This is a genomic window from Marivita sp. NO-S04 (assembly GCF_059070475.1).
On sequence record NZ_CM180980.1, the window covers coordinates 63,382 to 80,209 of the forward strand.

General features: G+C 59.7%; 15 protein-coding genes. 8 read left to right on the top strand and 7 right to left on the bottom strand.

The features are described from left to right. Window positions 1-32 precede the first annotated feature (32 nt). The 4 genes from lspA to ACK3EW_RS00340 all read left to right on the top strand — a co-directional run bounded on the left by lspA (window position 33) and on the right by ACK3EW_RS00340 (window position 3,835). A complete protein-coding gene (lspA, locus tag ACK3EW_RS00325; RefSeq protein WP_300583449.1) occupies window positions 33-503 on the top strand; it encodes a signal peptidase II in 471 nt (156 codons plus the stop codon). A 59-nt stretch (window positions 504-562) separates the two neighbouring features. Next, on the top strand, window positions 563-1,090 hold the full coding sequence (locus ACK3EW_RS00330; RefSeq protein ID WP_493808015.1) for a DUF3035 domain-containing protein: 528 nt from the start codon (window positions 563-565) through the stop codon (window positions 1,088-1,090). A gap of 97 nt (window positions 1,091-1,187) precedes the next feature. After that, window positions 1,188-2,531, top strand: a complete 1,344-nt coding sequence (locus tag ACK3EW_RS00335) for a M16 family metallopeptidase (RefSeq protein ID WP_493808016.1) — start codon at window positions 1,188-1,190, stop codon at window positions 2,529-2,531. Beyond that, on the top strand, window positions 2,528-3,835 hold the full coding sequence (locus tag ACK3EW_RS00340; protein WP_493808017.1) for a M16 family metallopeptidase: 1,308 nt from the start codon (window positions 2,528-2,530) through the stop codon (window positions 3,833-3,835). The genes ACK3EW_RS00335 and ACK3EW_RS00340 overlap by 4 nt, the downstream gene beginning before the upstream one ends. A gap of 85 nt (window positions 3,836-3,920) precedes the next feature. Here the strand turns inward: ACK3EW_RS00340 and dapA are convergent, their stop codons facing one another. Continuing rightward, window positions 3,921-4,796, bottom strand: coding sequence for a 4-hydroxy-tetrahydrodipicolinate synthase (gene dapA / locus ACK3EW_RS00345; RefSeq protein ID WP_439118687.1), 876 nt, complete (start codon window positions 4,794-4,796; stop codon window positions 3,921-3,923). Window positions 4,797-4,927: 131 nt separating this feature from the next. Between dapA and ACK3EW_RS00350 the strand changes: the two genes are divergently transcribed. After that, window positions 4,928-6,892 carry a lytic transglycosylase domain-containing protein gene (locus ACK3EW_RS00350; protein WP_493808018.1) on the top strand — a complete coding sequence of 655 codons (1,965 nt, stop codon included), beginning with the start codon at window positions 4,928-4,930 and terminating at the stop codon, window positions 6,890-6,892. On the opposite strand, the gene ACK3EW_RS00355 is transcribed toward ACK3EW_RS00350, so the two are convergent. Then, window positions 6,857-7,723: a DMT family transporter gene (locus ACK3EW_RS00355; RefSeq protein WP_493808019.1), complete on the bottom strand. Its 867-nt coding sequence runs from the start codon at window positions 7,721-7,723 to the stop codon at window positions 6,857-6,859. The two genes, ACK3EW_RS00350 and ACK3EW_RS00355, sit on opposite strands and share 36 nt — an antisense overlap. Before the next feature lies 1 nt (window position 7,724). Next, on the bottom strand, window positions 7,725-8,399 hold the full coding sequence (gene mnmC2, locus ACK3EW_RS00360) for a tRNA (5-methylaminomethyl-2-thiouridine)(34)-methyltransferase MnmC2 (protein WP_493808020.1): 675 nt from the start codon (window positions 8,397-8,399) through the stop codon (window positions 7,725-7,727). A gap of 47 nt (window positions 8,400-8,446) precedes the next feature. On the opposite strand from mnmC2, the gene ACK3EW_RS00365 reads away from it, so the two are divergent. Beyond that, window positions 8,447-9,487 carry an NAD(P)/FAD-dependent oxidoreductase gene (locus ACK3EW_RS00365; protein ID WP_493808021.1) on the top strand — a complete coding sequence of 347 codons (1,041 nt, stop codon included), beginning with the start codon at window positions 8,447-8,449 and terminating at the stop codon, window positions 9,485-9,487. Here the strand turns inward: ACK3EW_RS00365 and pdxR are convergent. Continuing rightward, complete coding sequence (pdxR, locus tag ACK3EW_RS00370; RefSeq protein ID WP_493808022.1) at window positions 9,480-10,949, bottom strand: MocR-like pyridoxine biosynthesis transcription factor PdxR; 1,470 nt, start codon at window positions 10,947-10,949, stop codon at window positions 9,480-9,482. The two genes, ACK3EW_RS00365 and pdxR, sit on opposite strands and share 8 nt — an antisense overlap. A gap of 162 nt (window positions 10,950-11,111) precedes the next feature. After that, window positions 11,112-12,587, bottom strand: a complete 1,476-nt coding sequence (locus tag ACK3EW_RS00375; protein ID WP_493808023.1) for an ABC transporter substrate-binding protein — start codon at window positions 12,585-12,587, stop codon at window positions 11,112-11,114. Between the two features lie 135 nt (window positions 12,588-12,722). Between ACK3EW_RS00375 and panB the strand changes: the two genes are divergently transcribed. Both panB and panC read left to right on the top strand, forming a co-directional pair. After that, on the top strand, window positions 12,723-13,556 hold the full coding sequence (panB, locus tag ACK3EW_RS00380; protein ID WP_493808024.1) for a 3-methyl-2-oxobutanoate hydroxymethyltransferase: 834 nt from the start codon (window positions 12,723-12,725) through the stop codon (window positions 13,554-13,556). Continuing rightward, entirely contained in the window at window positions 13,553-14,395 is an 843-nt protein-coding gene (panC, locus tag ACK3EW_RS00385) for a pantoate--beta-alanine ligase (protein ID WP_493808025.1), read from the top strand. Before panB ends, panC begins: the two co-directional genes overlap by 4 nt. A 97-nt stretch (window positions 14,396-14,492) precedes the next feature. Here panC and ACK3EW_RS00390 read toward each other — a convergent pair whose 3' ends face one another. Beyond that, window positions 14,493-15,767, bottom strand: coding sequence for an acetylornithine deacetylase/succinyl-diaminopimelate desuccinylase family protein (locus ACK3EW_RS00390; protein ID WP_493808026.1), 1,275 nt, complete (start codon window positions 15,765-15,767; stop codon window positions 14,493-14,495). A 54-nt stretch (window positions 15,768-15,821) separates the two neighbouring features. Further along, complete coding sequence (locus ACK3EW_RS00395) at window positions 15,822-16,799, bottom strand: DUF2125 domain-containing protein (protein WP_493808027.1); 978 nt, start codon at window positions 16,797-16,799, stop codon at window positions 15,822-15,824. Window positions 16,800-16,828 lie beyond the last annotated feature (29 nt).

Genomic DNA, 16,828 nt, shown 5'->3' on the forward strand with positions numbered 1-16,828 from the left:
GTAAAATTACGGAGCAGGGCAAAGGAGACAACATGCGTCTGGTGGCCATCGTCGCAGCGGCGATCTTTCTTCTGGATCAACTGACCAAGTGGCTGGTGGTGCATGTGATGGACCTTGCCCGCGTCGGCGCCATCGACGTGTTTCCGCCTTACCTGAATTTTCGCATGGCTTGGAACACAGGCATCAATTTCGGCCTGTTGTCCGGACAGGCGGATTGGACGCGCTGGGTGCTTATCTCGGTCGCATTGGGGATTGTCCTGTTCGTGCTGGTCTGGATGCGCCGCGACCCACCGGGGCGCACAGGGCTCATCTTTGCGGGGCTGCTGATCGGTGGCGCGCTGGGCAATGTGGTGGACCGGCTGCTTTATGGTGCGGTCGCAGATTTTCTGAACATGTCCTGTTGCGGTTTCACCAATCCATATGCCTTTAATGTCGCTGACATTTCGGTGTTTATCGGGGCGATTGGGCTCGCACTGTTCTCGGGTGGGAAAAACGCCTCGTGACGAGTGCGGCTTGATGCGCTAAAGCAGGTTTGAGGCGATTACGGAGGCGGGCAGACACCATGATGCCACGCGCATGGATCATACTGGCACTGGTGGCATTGACCGCCTGCGGAACACGTCAGGATACGACGGATCGGGACACCAACCTGCGCCAATTGCGCAATCCAACCGGCACGCCGGAAGAATTCTCGATTGTTCCGCCGAAACCACTGCAAGCACCAGAAAGCCTGAGCGAATTGCCGATCCCGACGCCGGGAGGGGCAAACCGTACAGACCAGACGCCGTTGAAAGACGCGGTTGCGGTATTGGGTGGGGCACCATCCCGGCTTGATGCGCAGGACGGCATCGGTTCAGGCGATCAGGCATTGGTCTCTCGGGTGTCGCGCTTTGGACGTGACCCGGAAATTCGTGATCAATTGGCAACGGCGGATCAGGCATTCCGGGAACGCCGGAGGCTGTTCAACTGGCGGCTTGTGCCTGAGGACACCTACAATCGCATCTACCGCGGTCAGGCGCTTGACCCCCACGCCACGCTCGAAGCAGCGCGTCGGGCGGGGCTGCTGACGCCATCTGCACCTCCGCGCTGATGGTTGGCTGGTTTCCAAGGCTGGTCACGAAACTGTAGAACCGCTTGAAGTTGGCCGAACGCATCGTACCTTACCTTCAAACGGAGGAGTTTTGCCGATGCGCCGCATCTTAGCCTTTGCCGGGCTGTGCCTTATCACTGCCGTACCTTTGCGCGCCCAGTCGATCGAGGATCAAGTCACTAGCTTTCAACTTGAGAACGGAATGGACGTTGTGGTGATCGAAGACCACCGCGCTCCGGCCGCTGTTCATATGCTTTGGTACAGGGCAGGATCGGCGGATGAGCAACCCGGCGTGTCCGGCGTGGCGCATTTCCTTGAACATCTGCTGTTCAAAGGAACGGAAAAACTGGCGCCCGGAGAGTTCAGTGAAATCGTAAAGGCCAATGGCGGCACCGACAACGCCTTCACCAGCTTTGATTACACCGCTTACTTTCAGCGCGTGGCGGCTGATCGGCTTGGGCTGATGATGGAAATGGAAGCGGACCGGATGAAGAACATCCAGCTTGACCGCGAAGATATCCTCACAGAGCGTGACGTGATCATCGAAGAGCGCAACCAGCGGGTCGAAAACGATCCTGGATCGCTCTTCCGTGAACAGCGTATGGCGGCGCAATATCTCAACCATCCTTACGGCACCCCGATTATCGGCTGGCGCCACGAGATGGTGAACCTCGATCTGGACGACGCGCTGGCTTATTACGAACAGTTCTATTCACCGAACAATGCCGTCTTGGTTGTGGCAGGCGACGTGGAGCCGGACGAGGTATTGGCGCTGGCGCAGCAGCATTATGGCCCGATCCCGCGCAATGAGGCGCTTCCAGAGCGCGTGCGCCGGTCCGAGCCGCCGCAAATGGCAGAGCGACGGATTTCGTTCAGCGATCCACGTGTCGCGCAGCCCTATGTTATGCGTACCTATCTTGCACCGGAACGCGACCCGGGCGACCAGCGAAAAGCTGCGGCATTGACCCTGCTCGCCGAGGTGCTGGGCGGGTCACAAACTGCCGTTATGCCTCAGAAGCTGCAATTCGAGGAAAAGCGCGCTGTTTATGCCGGGGCCTTCTACAGCGGCCTGTCTTTGGACGACACGACATTTGGCGTGGTGAACGTGCCCGCCGAAGGTGTGAGCCTTGAAGACGCTGAGGCCGATATGGACCGGGTGATCGCAGAGTTCATCGAGACTGGCGTCGATCCAGTCCAACTGGACCGCATCAAGTTCCAGCTGCGGGCTGCACAGGTCTACGAGTTGGACAATTCCAACAGCCTTGCCCGCCGGTATGGGGCGGCGCTGACCTCGGGGTTGACCATAGATGATGTGCACGAATGGCCGAGGATCCTGCAATCCATCACACCCGAGGAGATCATCGCCGCCGCACAAGAGGTGTTTGACCGTGACAATGCCGTGACAGGGTTTCTGCGCACGGCCGAGGAGGTGACGCAATGAAGCTCTTTGGTTCTCTGATCGCGGTCATGTTGCTGGCCGCTGTCCCGGTGCGGGCAGAAATCGACATCACCGAAGTGACCAGCCCGGGTGGGATCAACGCGTGGCTGGTTCAGGAAGAGTCGATTCCCTTTGTTGCGCTAGAGCTGCGGTTCAAGGGCGGTGCGTCGCTTGATCTGCCGGGCAAGCGCGGGGCGACGAACCTGATGGTTGGGTTGCTTGAAGAGGGTGCTGGTGATCTTGATTCGCGTGCATTTTCTGAACGTGCGGAATCGCTGGCGGCCAGTTTCGAGTTTGACATCGGAGATGATGCGGTGTCGATTTCGGCCCGTTTTCTGGTCGAAAATCAGGACGAGGCATTGGCGCTTCTGCGCGATGCCATCACTCAGCCACGGTTTGATCAGGATGCGATCGACCGGGTGAAAGCCCAAATTGTTTCGGTGGTCCGGTCTGACGCGCAGGACCCTGACAACCTTGTTGGGGTTGCGTTCGACACCATGGTCTTCGGCAACCATCCCTATGGATCTGCAATCGAAGGCACGGAAGACAGCATTGCCGCTTTGACGCGGGACGACCTGATCGAGGCGCATCAGGGTGCCTTGGCCCGTGACCGAGTTTATGTCGGCGCGGCGGGTGACATCTCGGCGGAAGAACTGGCGGTGGTGTTGGACAAGTTGCTGGCCGATCTGCCGGAAACCGGCACACCACAAGCCGCGGCAGTCGACGTGTCTACAGAGGCTGGTATCACTGTTGTGCCATTCGATGTCCCGCAATCGGTTGCGATCTTCGGGCATGAGGGCATTGCGCGGGACGACCCGGACTTCTTTCCGGCGTTTGTGCTGAACGAAATTCTTGGTGGTGGCGGGTTTGAGGCGCGGCTCATGGAAGAGGTCCGCGAAAAGCGTGGTCTGACCTATGGGGTCTACAGCTACCTTGTACCCAAAGATCATGCGTCTCTGTATCTCGGCCGCGTGTCGAGCGCCAATGACCGCATCGCCGAAGCGATTCAGGTGATCCGCGATGAATGGTCCAAGATGGCCGAAGCTGGAGTAACCGAGGAAGAACTTGAGGTTGCCAAGACCTATCTCACGGGGGCGTATCCGCTACGCTTTGATGGGAACGGGCCTATCGCGAACATCCTTGTCGGAATGCAGATGGATGATTTGCCGGTGGACTACGTCAACACCCGGAATGCCAAGATTGAAGCGATCACGCTTGACGATATCAAAAGGGTTGCCGCGCGTGTGCTCAAACCTGAGGCGCTGCATTTTGTGGTTGTCGGACAGCCCGAGGGGCTCGATTCCTGAATTTTACCACTTGGTAAAAACAGAAAGGCCGCGCTCGCAAAGCGCGGCCTTTCTAGTTCCGAGTAGGTCAATCGCAGTAATCTGCTCAGTTCAGCAGTCCGGCATGGCGCAGGCCGTTGTCGATCAGGTCGCGCGTTGGCTGTGATACCGGGAACAGCGGCGGGCGCATTTCTTCATCACAAAGGCCCAGACGGCTCATGGCGTATTTCGCACCACACAGCCCCGGTTCGACGAAGATGCTGTGATGCAGCGGCATCAGCCGGTCCTGGATTTCCAATGCGGTGACATAGTCGCCCGCCAATGTCGCTTCTTGCATCTGCGAACACAAAGCCGGAGCCACATTGGCGGTGACCGAGATCATGCCAACACCACCTTGCGCGTTGAAACCGTGCGCTGTGGCATCTTCGCCCGATAGTTGGACAAAGTCCTTGCCGCAGGTCAGGCGCTGGGCGCAGACACGGGCCAGGTCTCCGGTCGCATCCTTGACGCCAATGATGCGTGGCAGTTTCGCCAATTCGCCCATCGTTTTGGGCAGCATGTCGACAACCGACCGACCAGGAATGTTGTAGATGATGATCGGCAGTTCGCAGCTGTCATGCAGCATGGTGAAGTGCCGGATCAGTCCATCCTGTGTCGGCTTGTTGTAGTAGGGCGTGACCACAAGGCCTGCCTGTGCGCCTGCCTTTTCGGCATGCTGCAAAAACCGGATCGCCTCGTCAGTGTTGTTCGAACCCGCACCGGCAATTACCGGGATGCGCCCGGCGGCGGCTTTGACCACGAAGGTCACGACTTCTTCGTGTTCCTCATGAGTCAGGGTCGGGCTTTCACCTGTGGTGCCGACGGGGACAAGCCCGTGGCTGCCCTGATCGACATGCCAATCCACGAGTTGTTTGAGCGTGTCAAAATCCACTGCACCGTTTTTGAACGGTGTGACCAGTGCAGGCATCGACCCTTTGAACATCGTCACGCTCCTTTTTCGTGTGTGGCGCTTGCGCCGTTGCACCCGTCCCGCGAATGTGAGTTGCAGGTCGCGGGGTGCGGGTTATCCTTTAGCGAGCCGTCTATCCTGTTTCATCGGAGAAAATGCAAGCCATGTTTCGGCGTATCGCGATCCTGACGGTGGTTCTTCTGTCGCTACCACTTGGCCTTCTCGCACAGGGAAATCCCCGGCCACTGGAGCGGGCAATGGACCTTATGCGCGACGGCAACTGGGCCGCAGCACAGATCGAAGCCCGTGGTGACGGGCAGGCGGCGTTGGATGTGATCCTGTGGCACTATCTGCGCGCCGGGCTTGGATCGCCGCGCGAGGTGCAGGATTTTCTGTCGCGCAATGCCGATTGGCCGGGCCTGCCGTTTCTCAAGGAAAAGAGCGAAGGTGCTATGGCGTCGGCACCTGCCGATGCGATCCGTGGGTTCTATGCTGATCACATTCCTGAAACTGGAGCGGGTGCTTTGTCTTTGGCGCGGGCTTTGTTAACGGCTGATGATCGGGCTGGGGCCGAATCCGTGGTTCTGCGGGCGTGGACAAGTCTGACGCTCACTTCGGGTGAGCAAGACGCCTTTCTTGCGAGTTACGGCGATTTGCTCAAGCCGCAACACGTGGCTCGTCTGGATGCGATGCTTTGGCGGGGCAGTGCTGGCAACGCACGTGCGATGTTACCTCTTGTGGATGAGGATTGGCGTGCGCTGGCCGAAGCGCGAATGGCCCTGCGTGAAGACGCCTCTGGGGTCGACACCCTAATCGAAGCAGTGCCCGCCGCGTTGAGCGCAGATGCTGGGCTGGCCTATGAACGGTTTGCATGGCGAGTGCGCAAGGGTCGGACCAATGATGCAGTAGAACTGCTGCTGGAGCGGTCCGCGTCGCGCGCCGCCTTGGGGCGGCCGGACATCTGGGCGCGACAGCGGGATGATCTTGTTCGGCGTCTTATGTGGGACAAGCAGTATCAGACGGCGTACGACATGGCTGCGGGTCATCATCCGGAGGAAGGGTCTGCTTTTGCGGATCTGGAGTGGCTTGCGGGGTACTTGTCTTTGCGGTTCCTCGACAGACCTGAGCGTGCCGCCCAGCATTTCCGCGATTTGCGCGGCGGGGTGGAATCTCCGATTTCGCTGGGCCGCGCCGGGTATTGGCTGGGCCGAGCGTTGGAGGCGGCTGGGGATGCAACCGGCGCAGCACAGGCCTATGCGTTCGGGGCGCAATACCAGACATCATTCTATGGCTTGTTGGCTGCCGAGGCGGGTGGTTTGCCGCCGGATCCTCTTTTGGCAGGCACCGAAGTGTTCCCGGATTGGCGCGACGCGCCCTTCACACAATCCTCTGTGTTCAGCGCTGCAATCCTGCTGCTCGATGCCGAGGAAAAGGTGCTGGCGGAACGCTTCCTCACACATCTGGCCGAGTCGCTTGACCGGACACAGATTGGGCAGATGGGACAAATGCTGGAGGATTTGGGCCTGCCGCATGTGCAGGTGATGCTGGGCAAGCGGGCGGCGCAATATGGGCACGAGGTTCATGCGCCTTACTACGCTTTGCATCCGCTTGCGCAGGTTGAGCATCCGGTGCCGACCGAGCTTGTTCTGTCGATTGCGCGACGCGAATCCGAATTCGATCCGGGTGTGATTTCGCCGGTGGGCGCGCGGGGGCTGATGCAGGTGATGCCACGCACCGCGCAAGAGGTCGCAGGTTGGCTGGATGTCGAATATTCAGAGGCCAAGCTTTTGACCGACCCGGTCTACAACGCGGTGCTTGGGGCGACCTATCTTGAACGCCTCGCACAGCAGTTCAACGGCAATGCGGTGATGATTGCGGCGGGCTACAACGCCGGGCCAAGCCGCCCTGAGCGTTGGATGCAGGAGCGAGGCGATCCACGGCGCGGCGACATGGATATCATCGATTGGATCGAGCACATCCCCTTTACCGAAACCCGCAACTACGTGATGCGCGTCACCGAAAGCCTACCGATATACCGTGCCCGGCTTGGGCGTGACCCACATCCGGTGCCATTTTCGGAAGAGCTGAAGGGATCAACCCTTTTGCCGCTGACGCCAGAGGGTGAATAGGCCCGCGCCCACAATCAGGCTTGCCCCGAAGACAACGTTGGGGCGGATCGCTTCTCCAAAGACCATGATTCCAAGGCTCGCTGCGAAGGGCAGTTGTAGGTAGGCAAAGGGTTGGACGGCGCTGGCCTCGGCCACGTCGTAGCATTTGATCAGCAGGTAATGTCCGGTTGCGCCGGTCACGCAGAGCAGCGCCATCATCGCCCAGTCCGTCGGAGTCATCGGCTCCCAGAACCAGATGCCGATCAACGTCATGAACACCGCGCCCACCGTGCCCGTCCAGAAAAAGCTGGTGGCGGCGCTGTCTTTGCGAGCGGCGTAGCGGGTGAGAAGGCCGTAAAGCGCGAACATCAGCGCGGAAACCGCCGGGATGATCGCGAGCGGAGAGAACACACCAAAGCCGGGCTGCAGGATGATCAGGATACCGATGAACCCGACTCCAATCGCCGCCCAACGCCGCCAGCCCACCTGTTCGCCAAGGATCGGGCCGGACAGGGCCGCGATGAGAAGCGGATAGCAGGCGAAGATCGCATGGCTTTCCACAAGGCCCAGATAGGTGAAGCCAAGCACCATGACGCAGATCTCGGCTGCAAGCAGCAATCCGCGAAACCCTTGGAGGAGCGGTTGCGTCGTGGCTGCCGCAGCCCGAAGGCCTCCGGCCCTTCGACTGGCGACGAACATAACGAAGGCGGCAAAGAACCAGTAACGGATCATCACCACCATCAGCACGTTATATTCGCTGGCAAGATGTTGGGACAATCCGTCCTGCATGGCGAAGACAAATGTGGTCGCCACCATGAGCCAGATGCCCAAGCGGTTGTTGGTCTCGGTCATGTCAGGAGGCTTTCCGGGCGATGGTCATGTGCCGCTTGCGGCCAAAGCCGGGAACACGGGTGGTGGTCAGGCCTGCCGCATCCAACGCGCGGCGGACATGGCCGGCAGCGGTATAGGTTGCGGCGGTGCCATGGGGGGCAGTTTTTTGGGCCACCAGAGACAGGAGTTCTGGTTCCCACAGTTCCGGGTTCTTGGCAGGGGCAAAGCCGTCGAGAAACCAGGCATCTGCCGGGGTTGGCATGTTGTTTAGAGTCTCTCTCGCGTCGCCTTCGACAAGAGTGAACTGCAGGTCAGGCAAGATGAACTTGCGTGCGCCGTTTGCCCAATAAGGGGCAAGTTCGTTGGCGATCGGGGCAAGGTCGGGGAAGGCCTGTTGCGCGCGGATCATGTCGTCAGGTTGCATAGGGAATGCTTCAAAACTGGTAAAGTGCAAGGTGCCGGTCTGTTGGCTGGACCGCCATAGATCAAGCGTGGCCAGCAGGTTCAGGCCTGTGCCGAAGCCCAGTTCAGCGATGTGAAACCCGTCCCTGAACCGCGCGGGCAGGTCATTGCCTGTCAGAAACACATAGCGCGTCTCCTCCAGTCCGTTGTCGAGCGAAAAATAGGGATCATCGAACCGGCGAGAGACAGGAACATCCCCATCGCGCCAGTCGAGCGGTTCCGTCTGGAGTTTCATGATGACATACCTTAGCGACAGCTGGACCTTGGCGAGGAGAGACCGGAATGGCAATGCCCGAAATCACGGTGCGCGGGGCAGGGATCTTTGGTCTGAGCATCGCCTGGATTTTGACATGCCGCGGCGCGCGCGTTCAGGTGGTCGACCCTTATGGCGCTGGAGCGGGATCAAGCGGGGGCTTGGTCGGGGCTTTGGCGCCGCATGTGCCGGAAAACTGGAACGACAAGAAGGCGTTTCAGTTGGAAAGCCTGCTTATGGCCGAGGCGTTCTGGGCCAATGTGTCGTCGGTTGGGGGGGGTGATCCCGGGTATGGACGCACGGGGCGATTGCAGCCGATTGCCGATGATCAAGCCTTGGCGTTGGCTCGGGCACGCTGTGATGGCGCGCGCGACTTGTGGCAGGGGCGGGCTGTCTGGGAGGTGATCTCAGTCGAAGATGCCGGGGCGTTTGCGCCGCTCTCGCCCTCGGGGTTCGTGATCCGGGACACGCTTACGGGAAGAATGCATCCAAGACAGGCGTGCGCGGCTTTGGTTGCTGCGTTGCGGGCGCGCGGTGTCGACATTGCGTCGGATGCGCCGGATCGGGGCGCTGTAATTTGGGCAACAGGTTGGCGCGGCTTGCTGGGGTTGTCGGAAGAGATTGGCAAGTCGGTCGGCGCTGGCATCAAAGGCCAGTCCGCCGCCTTGGCCTATGACGCCGGGCCGGTGCCGCAGGTCTTTGTCGATGGTTTGCATATCATTCCGCACGCGAATGGGACGGTCGCCATTGGATCTACCAGCGAGCGGGAGTTCGACAGTCCGGATGGTTTGGATGCGCAATGCGACGATCTGATCGCGCGAGCTGTTGCTGCCATGCCGATACTTGCAGATGCGCCGGTGGTGGATCGCTGGGCTGGGGTGCGCCCGCGTGCCCGATCACGTGCGCCGATGCTGGGCGCATGGCCTGGGCGCGCGGGTCACTTTATCGCCAACGGCGGGTTCAAGATCGGCTTTGGCATGGCACCAAAAGTGGCGGACGTGATGGCGGATCTGGTGCTTGAAGGGCGCGACAGCATTCCAGACGGGTTCCGTGTCGAGGCCTCTATGTGACGGGCGTCGCCTCTATGGCCTTGGCAATCTCGGCCACGCCGGGGTCAATACGGGCCTGCGCGATCGAACTGTAGGCAAGGCGGTAGTAATTGCGCGGTGGGGATTCTCCGGCAAAAAAAGCGGTGCCGGGTTCGATCAGAACACCAACCTTGCTCAGACGCTTGGCAAGGTCTTCGCAATCGACGTGATCTGGCGCCTGCATCCAAAAGCTTGAACCGCCGTATGTCCCTTTGCCCGCGATTGTCAGCCCGTATTTGCCGATTGCGTGTTCCATTATCACGCGCCGGTCGTTCAACGCTTTGCCCGTGCGGCGGATCAGGCTGTCATAATGACCTAGGCTCAGGAAATAGGCGGTGGTGCGCTGTGTCAGGCCGGGAGGATGGCGCAGGATTGCCGCGCGAAGCGCGCGCACCTCGCGGATGAAAGGGGCAGAACCGACAAGATAGCCAAGGCGGAGACCGGGAAAGAGCGACTTTGAAAAGCTGCCGACGTAAATCACCCGCCCGTCCTCATCGAGGCTTTTCAAAGCGGGCATCGGTGATTTGAGATAGGCCATCTCGAATTCGTAGTCATCCTCGACGATCAACGCATCCAATGCACGTGCACGGGTCAGCAGGGCCTGCCGCCGGGCAAGTGGCATCGTGTATGAAGTTGGGCATTGATGGCTTGGCGTTGTGAAGATCACATCGGTGTTTTCTGGGATCTGGTCAGGTGGCAATCCGTCCTCATCCACATCCAACGCACTCAGATGGCAGCGCGATTGAGTCAGCACGCCTCGCAAAGCTGGGTAACAGGGGTTTTCGATCACGGCATGTCGCCGTTGATTGAGCAAGACCTGTGACGTCATCCATAGCGCATTTTGCGCGCCCATCGTGATCAGCACCTCGTCCGGTTTCGCCGCAATCCCCCGTCTGGGAAGGGTGTGGCGCAAGATGAATTCGACCAATTGCGGGTCGTCCTGATCGTAATAGTCACGGGTCAGTGCGGCAAAGTCTTTGGCTCCGAGCGCCTGCAACGCACAAAGCCGCCAGTTCGCGTGGTCGAACAATTGTGGATCGGTTTGGCCGTATAGAAACGGATAGCGGTACTGTGCCCAATCTTGTGGTTTAACCAAAGCCACTGCGCCGGTGAATTTTTGACCCAGCGCGCGGGACCAGTCGACGGTGTCTTCCCGTTTCGGCGTATTTTCGAATTGCGGCGGCTCGGGCGCATCGTCAGAGACATAATACCCGGATCGGCCACGCGAGGTCAGGTAGTCGTTGGCCAAAAGCTCTGTGTACGCCAAAGTGACGGTGATCCGACTGACACCGAGATGATGCGCGAGTTTGCGGCTGGACGGCAGCTTTTCGCCCCGGCGAAACCGGCCTGACAGAATGCCCTCGGCCACCGTCTGTTGAATGCGGGCTTGCAGCGTGCCTTTGGTGTCGGGCTTGAGGAAAAAGTTTTCGACCGGGATTGCCATGCGTCGAGCGTAGATTGGACTTATGCGCTTGGCAATCTGGTCTTACGTTTTCAGCCCGTCATGTCGCAGCTTTCGACGATTCTTGAAACCAGGGTGGTCATTCTTGTTAAACCAGCATGGATGAGAACGTGATCTCATCCATGCTGGTGGTGGAAAGATGCTTTACTCTGACCAGCTCACGCCGGTCAGGTCAGTCGCCTGAGTTGGTGCGTTTTGCCAAAGTCCCTTGATGCGGGCATCCGCGACTGTTGGGAAGGCCAGCTGGAACAGGTAGCCGTTGACATAGTCATCCGCGATCATCGTCTGGGCCTGAGTCAGCAATTCGGACCGCGCGGCCGGGTCGCTGGTTGCACCCAAGGTGGTCATGAGTTCTTGGAACGCGGGGTTGTCGTACTGGAAATAGTAATCAGGACGCGCATAAATGCCGATGTCGAAGGGTTCTGTATGGCTGACGATGGTGAGGCCGAAATCCTTTCCCCGGAACACCTCTTCCAGCCACTGCGCCCATTCCAGATTGGTGATCTCGGTCTCGATCCCCACGGCACGCAATTGAGAAGCGATGATCTCACCGCCGCGCCGGGCGTAAGAGGGGGGCGGCAGTTTCAGCGTTGTGGTGAAGCCGTCGGCATACCCGGCCTCTGCCAGAAGGGCTTTGGACTTTTCGGGGTCGTAGTTCGATTGTGCAGTCAGATCGACGTAATCGGGGTTGTGCGGCGCAAAATGGGTGCCGATGGGTGTACCAAGGCCGAACATCGCGCCGTCGATGATCGCCTGACGGTCGATGGCATGGGCGATGGCTTCGCGCACACGCACGTCATCCAGCGGCGGAAGCTTGTTGTTCGTGCTCAGGATCGTTTCGCCTTCGGTCGAGCCGACCAGAACCTGAAAACGGGGATCAGCTTCGAATTGAGGCAGGTTCTCAGGAGCCGGGAAGCCTGCAAAAGCGTCGATGTCCTGCGCCATCATAGCGGCAAAGGCAGCGGTGGGATCAGAGATGAACTTGAATGTCGCCGCTTCGAGTGCGGGCGCGTCGCCCCAGTAGTTAGGATTACGGCTGATTTCGATCCGATCACCTTGGACCCAATTGTCGAACTTGAACGGTCCGGTGCCAATGGGGGTCTGCTTGATATTCTCGATGCTCTCGGGGGCCACGATCACCGCATCGCCCCATGCCATGTTGAACAGGAAGTTACCGTCCGGCGCAGAGAGTTTCACTTCAACCGTGGTCGGATCAATCACGGTGACTTCGGAAATTCCGGCAAACAGTGACTTCTGTGCATTGGCGCTGTCTTCGGCGCGGGCACGGTCCAAGGTGAACTTAACATCCTCGGCGTCCATCGTGGTGCCGTCATGGAAGGTCACACCGTTGCGAAGGGCGAAGGTGTAAGTTGTGCCGTCTTCGCTGATCTCCCAGCTTTCGGCGAGACCCGCCACAACCGATCCATCCGACATAAAGCGCGTGAGCCCTTCGAAGACGTTGGAATAAAGGACCGAGTCAATCGCCCCTGCGGCCGCACTTGTTGGGTCAAGATGTGGCGGTTCGAGTTGCAGCGCTATCGTGAGATCGGTCTGCTGCGCCATCGCAGGCGCAGTCAGAAGCGCCGCGAGGGCAACGCCCCGAAGGAAGTGATGTGTCATGGTGTCCCTCCAATTGTTGCGATCACTGTCAGCGCGAATCGTCCTGCAATCAAGCACATGCTGCAATTTGCGCAGTGCGTGGATTGGGCGGCCCTGCTAGATGCGCGCTCAGATGCGACCCAGAGGAGACGCCGGATGAGCGCCACCGCCCGAAAGACCGCCCCTTTGCCAGACGACATTCGCGCGCGAAAGGGTGGAACCCCCATAGTCAGTCTGACGGCCTACACGACGCCGATGGCCGAGTTGATGGATGCACATTGTGACTTTGTGCTCGTAGGGGACAGCGTCGGGATGGTTCTGCACGGTCTGCCTTCGACCCTTGGTGTCACGATGGAGATGATGATCCTGCACGGACAAGCGGTAAAGCGCGGGTTGCGGCAGGCGATGATGGTCGTCGACATGCCGTTCGGGTCCTACGAGGAAAGCCCACAGCAGGCATTTCGCAACGCGGCACGGATCATGTCCGAAACAGGCGCGGGTGCGGTGAAGCTTGAAGGGGGGCAGGGCATGGCCGAGACCATCGCGTTTCTGGTTGCCCGCGGTATTCCGGTGATGGCGCATATCGGTCTGACGCCACAGTCGATCAACACTCTTGGCGGCTACAAGGTACAGGGTCGCGGTGCGGCAGGCACACAGTTGATTGCAGATGCTCAGGCGGTGGCCGAGGCCGGGGCCTTTGCGGTGGTGCTGGAGAAGGTGCCGCAGACACTGGCTGATCGTATCACGGCAGACGTGCCGATCCCAACCATCGGCATCGGCGCGTCGGCCGGGTGCGATGGGCAGGTGTTGGTGGTCGACGACATGTTGGGGCTGTTTACCAAGTTCAAACCGAAATTCGTCAAACGCTATGCCAATTTGGGCGAACAGGCCGAGGCCGCAGTTGCAGCCTATGCTGAAGAGGTACGAACACGCGCCTTCCCGGCGGTCGAGCATGTGTTCGCGGATGCCGTGCCGGAGGCAAAGTCGTGATTGCACCTATTGTCAGAGATAAGGCCCAGCTTCGTGATATTGTCACGCCGTGGAAGCGCGCAGGCGAGGTGGTTGGCGTGGTGCCGACCATGGGCGCGTTGCATGATGGGCATCTGAGCCTTGTCGCGGCGGCCAAGGCTGTCTGTGACAGGGTGATCGTGACGATCTTTGTCAATCCAAAGCAGTTCAACAACCCCGAGGATCTTGCCAATTATCCACGCACCGAAGAAGCGGATGCGCGCAAGCTGGAACGGTTTGGTGTGGATGCGATCTGGGTGCCGGATGGGGATCAGATGTATCCCGAGGGGTTTGCGACCACGGTGTCTGTGTCCGGTGTGACCGACTGCCTATGCGGCACGACGCGACCTGGACACTTCGAAGGGGTGGCGACAGTGGTGGCAAAGTTGTTCCTGCAGACGCAGGCGGACAAGGCGTTTTTCGGGGAGAAAGACTACCAGCAATTGCAAGTTGTCACGCGCATGGCGGCTGACCTCGACATTCCTATCCAGGTGATCGGCTGTCCGACCATCCGAGAGGAGGATGGGTTGGCAATGTCGTCGCGCAACCTGCTGTTGTCTGATCGCGTGCGGGTTTATGCGTCGGTTTTATACGAAGTGATGGAAGACATAGCCGAGGCCTTGCGCGGCGGTGCGACCATGTCGGACGTGTTGCCGGACGCTTTGGCGCGGTTGAATAAAGCTGGGTTTACTGAAGTTGATTACCTCGAATTGCGTGCAGCGGACGGGTTGGACGCGCTGGAACGGGCGGATGTGTCGAGCCGCCTTTTTGCAGCGGCCTGGCTGGCCGGGGTGCGGTTGATCGACAATATTGCAGTGTGAGCGCGCGGACCTGCGTTTCTGCAGGCGGGCGTTTCTGTCTTCGGAAAGCTTGGGGGCTCTGCCCCCAAACCTCGAGGTATTTGGAAAAAAGAGAAGATCAGGGCAGCAGCAGGGTTTGCAGGCTGCGCCCCATGACCTTGGCGCTGTCAAGCATGTCGGAGATGCCGATCCATTCATCCGGTTTATGCGCCAGTTCCAAAACACCGGGACCATAGGCAATGCAATTCTTCAGCTTTCCGATCCGGTCGATATGTTTCTGGTCGTAGCTGCCGGGTGAGGCGACATAGGTCGGGTCTTGCCCAAGCACTGCGTGGATCGCGTCGTGTACGGTTGTGACGATGGGCGCTGCTTTGTCAGTCATTGATGGGATCACATGGTTGATTTCGCGGATCTCGTAGTCAAAGTTTGCGCGCCTTGCCTTGAGGTCTTCGAGAAGATCAATCACCTCTTGCCGGACGGCTTCTATGGGTTCTTCCATCAGGAAGCGGCGGTCGATGACGATGCGGCAGCTGTCCGGCACGCAATGGGCGGGCAGGCCGGTATAGTCGGCAGATTGCTCTGGCTGGCCGCCATGGATGGAATTGATGTTCATCGTGGATTGCCGCGCGCCTTCGGGCACGACGGGCATCTCGGTCCACCGGGCCGCCATCGCAGGGTAGAGGGTTTCTTCGAACGCGTGCAGCACGGCGCCCATGTGGCGTACGGCGCAGTCTCCTAGGAACGGCATGGAGCCATGGGCGATTTCGCCCTTGGTTTCGATCTCTGCCCACCAGCCGCCACGGTGGCCGAGGCAGATGCGGTCCTTGTTGAGTGGTTCGGGAATGATGACGTGTTGTACGCGCTTGGGGTCGAACCAGCCCTTTTCGGCGAGGTAAGCCACGCCGCCATAGCCGCCGGATTCTTCATCAGCTGTGCCGCTGATTTCGATAGCTCCGGCGTAGTCCGGGTGTTGGATGATGAACGCCTCGGCAGCGATGATCGATGCGGCAAGACCACCTTTCATGTCGCAGGCGCCACGCCCGTAGATTTTGTCACCTTCCACTGCGCCGCCGAACGGATCGCGAGTCCAGCCGTGGCCGATTTCGACCACATCGGTGTGGGAGTTGAAATGAACGCAATCACCATGGCGAGTGCCTTCGTGCCGCGCAATAAGGTTCCAGCGGGGATATCGGTCGCTGTCGCCGGGCGCCCCCTCCGCTCGGACCCAAGTGGTCTCGAACCCAGCGCGCGAAAGCCGCACGTCCAAGAGATCGCAGATCGCAGCATAGTTTTCGCCGGGTGGGTTGAGCGTCGGGATGCGGATCAAGTCCTGCGTCAGCGCGATAAGATCATCGCGCGCGTCGTCGATCCGTTGGAAAAGCCCGTCTGACATGTGTCACCTCGCGTTTGCCACCAGTGTTGCGGTGCATGGCGGGCTTGGCAAGGCTCAGCGCCAGTTTAGAGGTGGTAGTTTCCCGACCGGGATGGGGCCGATCAGGACTGTTCCGCGATCCAATTCGAGGGTCACGTCAAGCGCATCCCGCGCGCCACCGAAGGTGGACAGCATCGAAAGAAGCTCAACAAGGCCGTCGCTGAGGGCCGTTGGCAAGTCGCCACTCTCGCGTGCGTCCGCAATGGCATCGCGCCAGTTTTCAGCGGTGAGGGTGACTTCACCGGTGGCCCGGCCGTCTTTGTCGAACGTGGCATTTCCGGTGACCCTGAAAATCACGGCGCCGTAACTGATCTCGGATCGGGTAAGGGTCATTTCAGTTACATTCGGTGGCAATCCGGAGAGGACCTCCGTCGTTAGCGGTTGGTCAAAGCTGAGTTCCAGTTCGGCGCGTAGTGACCCAAGCGAGTCCGGTCCAATATTCTGGGCAGCCCGAGGCGGCGTAGCGGCAAGGCTGCCGACTGAGACGGCGACACGGTAGGCCGCCGGGGCCGCGTCGATCTTTTCCAGCGCGGCATTGACGTCTGCCATGGCCAGAGTCTGGTTCGGACCGGTCATATTCAAGACAGTGGATTCAAGGTTGCTTCGAATGAGTGTGCCTTCGTCATGAATCACGCTGGCACGCAGCCCATCCGATACGACGGCAATGTCGCCCTGTCCGGTTGTCAGCGTTTGGGTGTCCGGCCATGCGACGATCACGTGCCCGCGTTTGTAGCTGAGCGCCAGAATCTGCAAAAACGGTGCGCGCCAGTCGAGGGTGCCATCCCCTGCTGCGATCATGGGTTGGGTGATGGTCAGATCGGTACGGTTCGGAAATCCACGTACCGTCAGGTCGGCATACTTGGCCTGCAAACCTGCGCTACGCTGTGTGTCAAACCAATCCGTCACACTGCTGCGCAGGTCTTGTGCCGCGTAAAACCACCATCCGCTGTAGGCCAGCGTGGCCATGATGATCACCGCAAGAAGACGTTTCACCCGCGCACCCCCTTTTGTCTGCCGTGTCT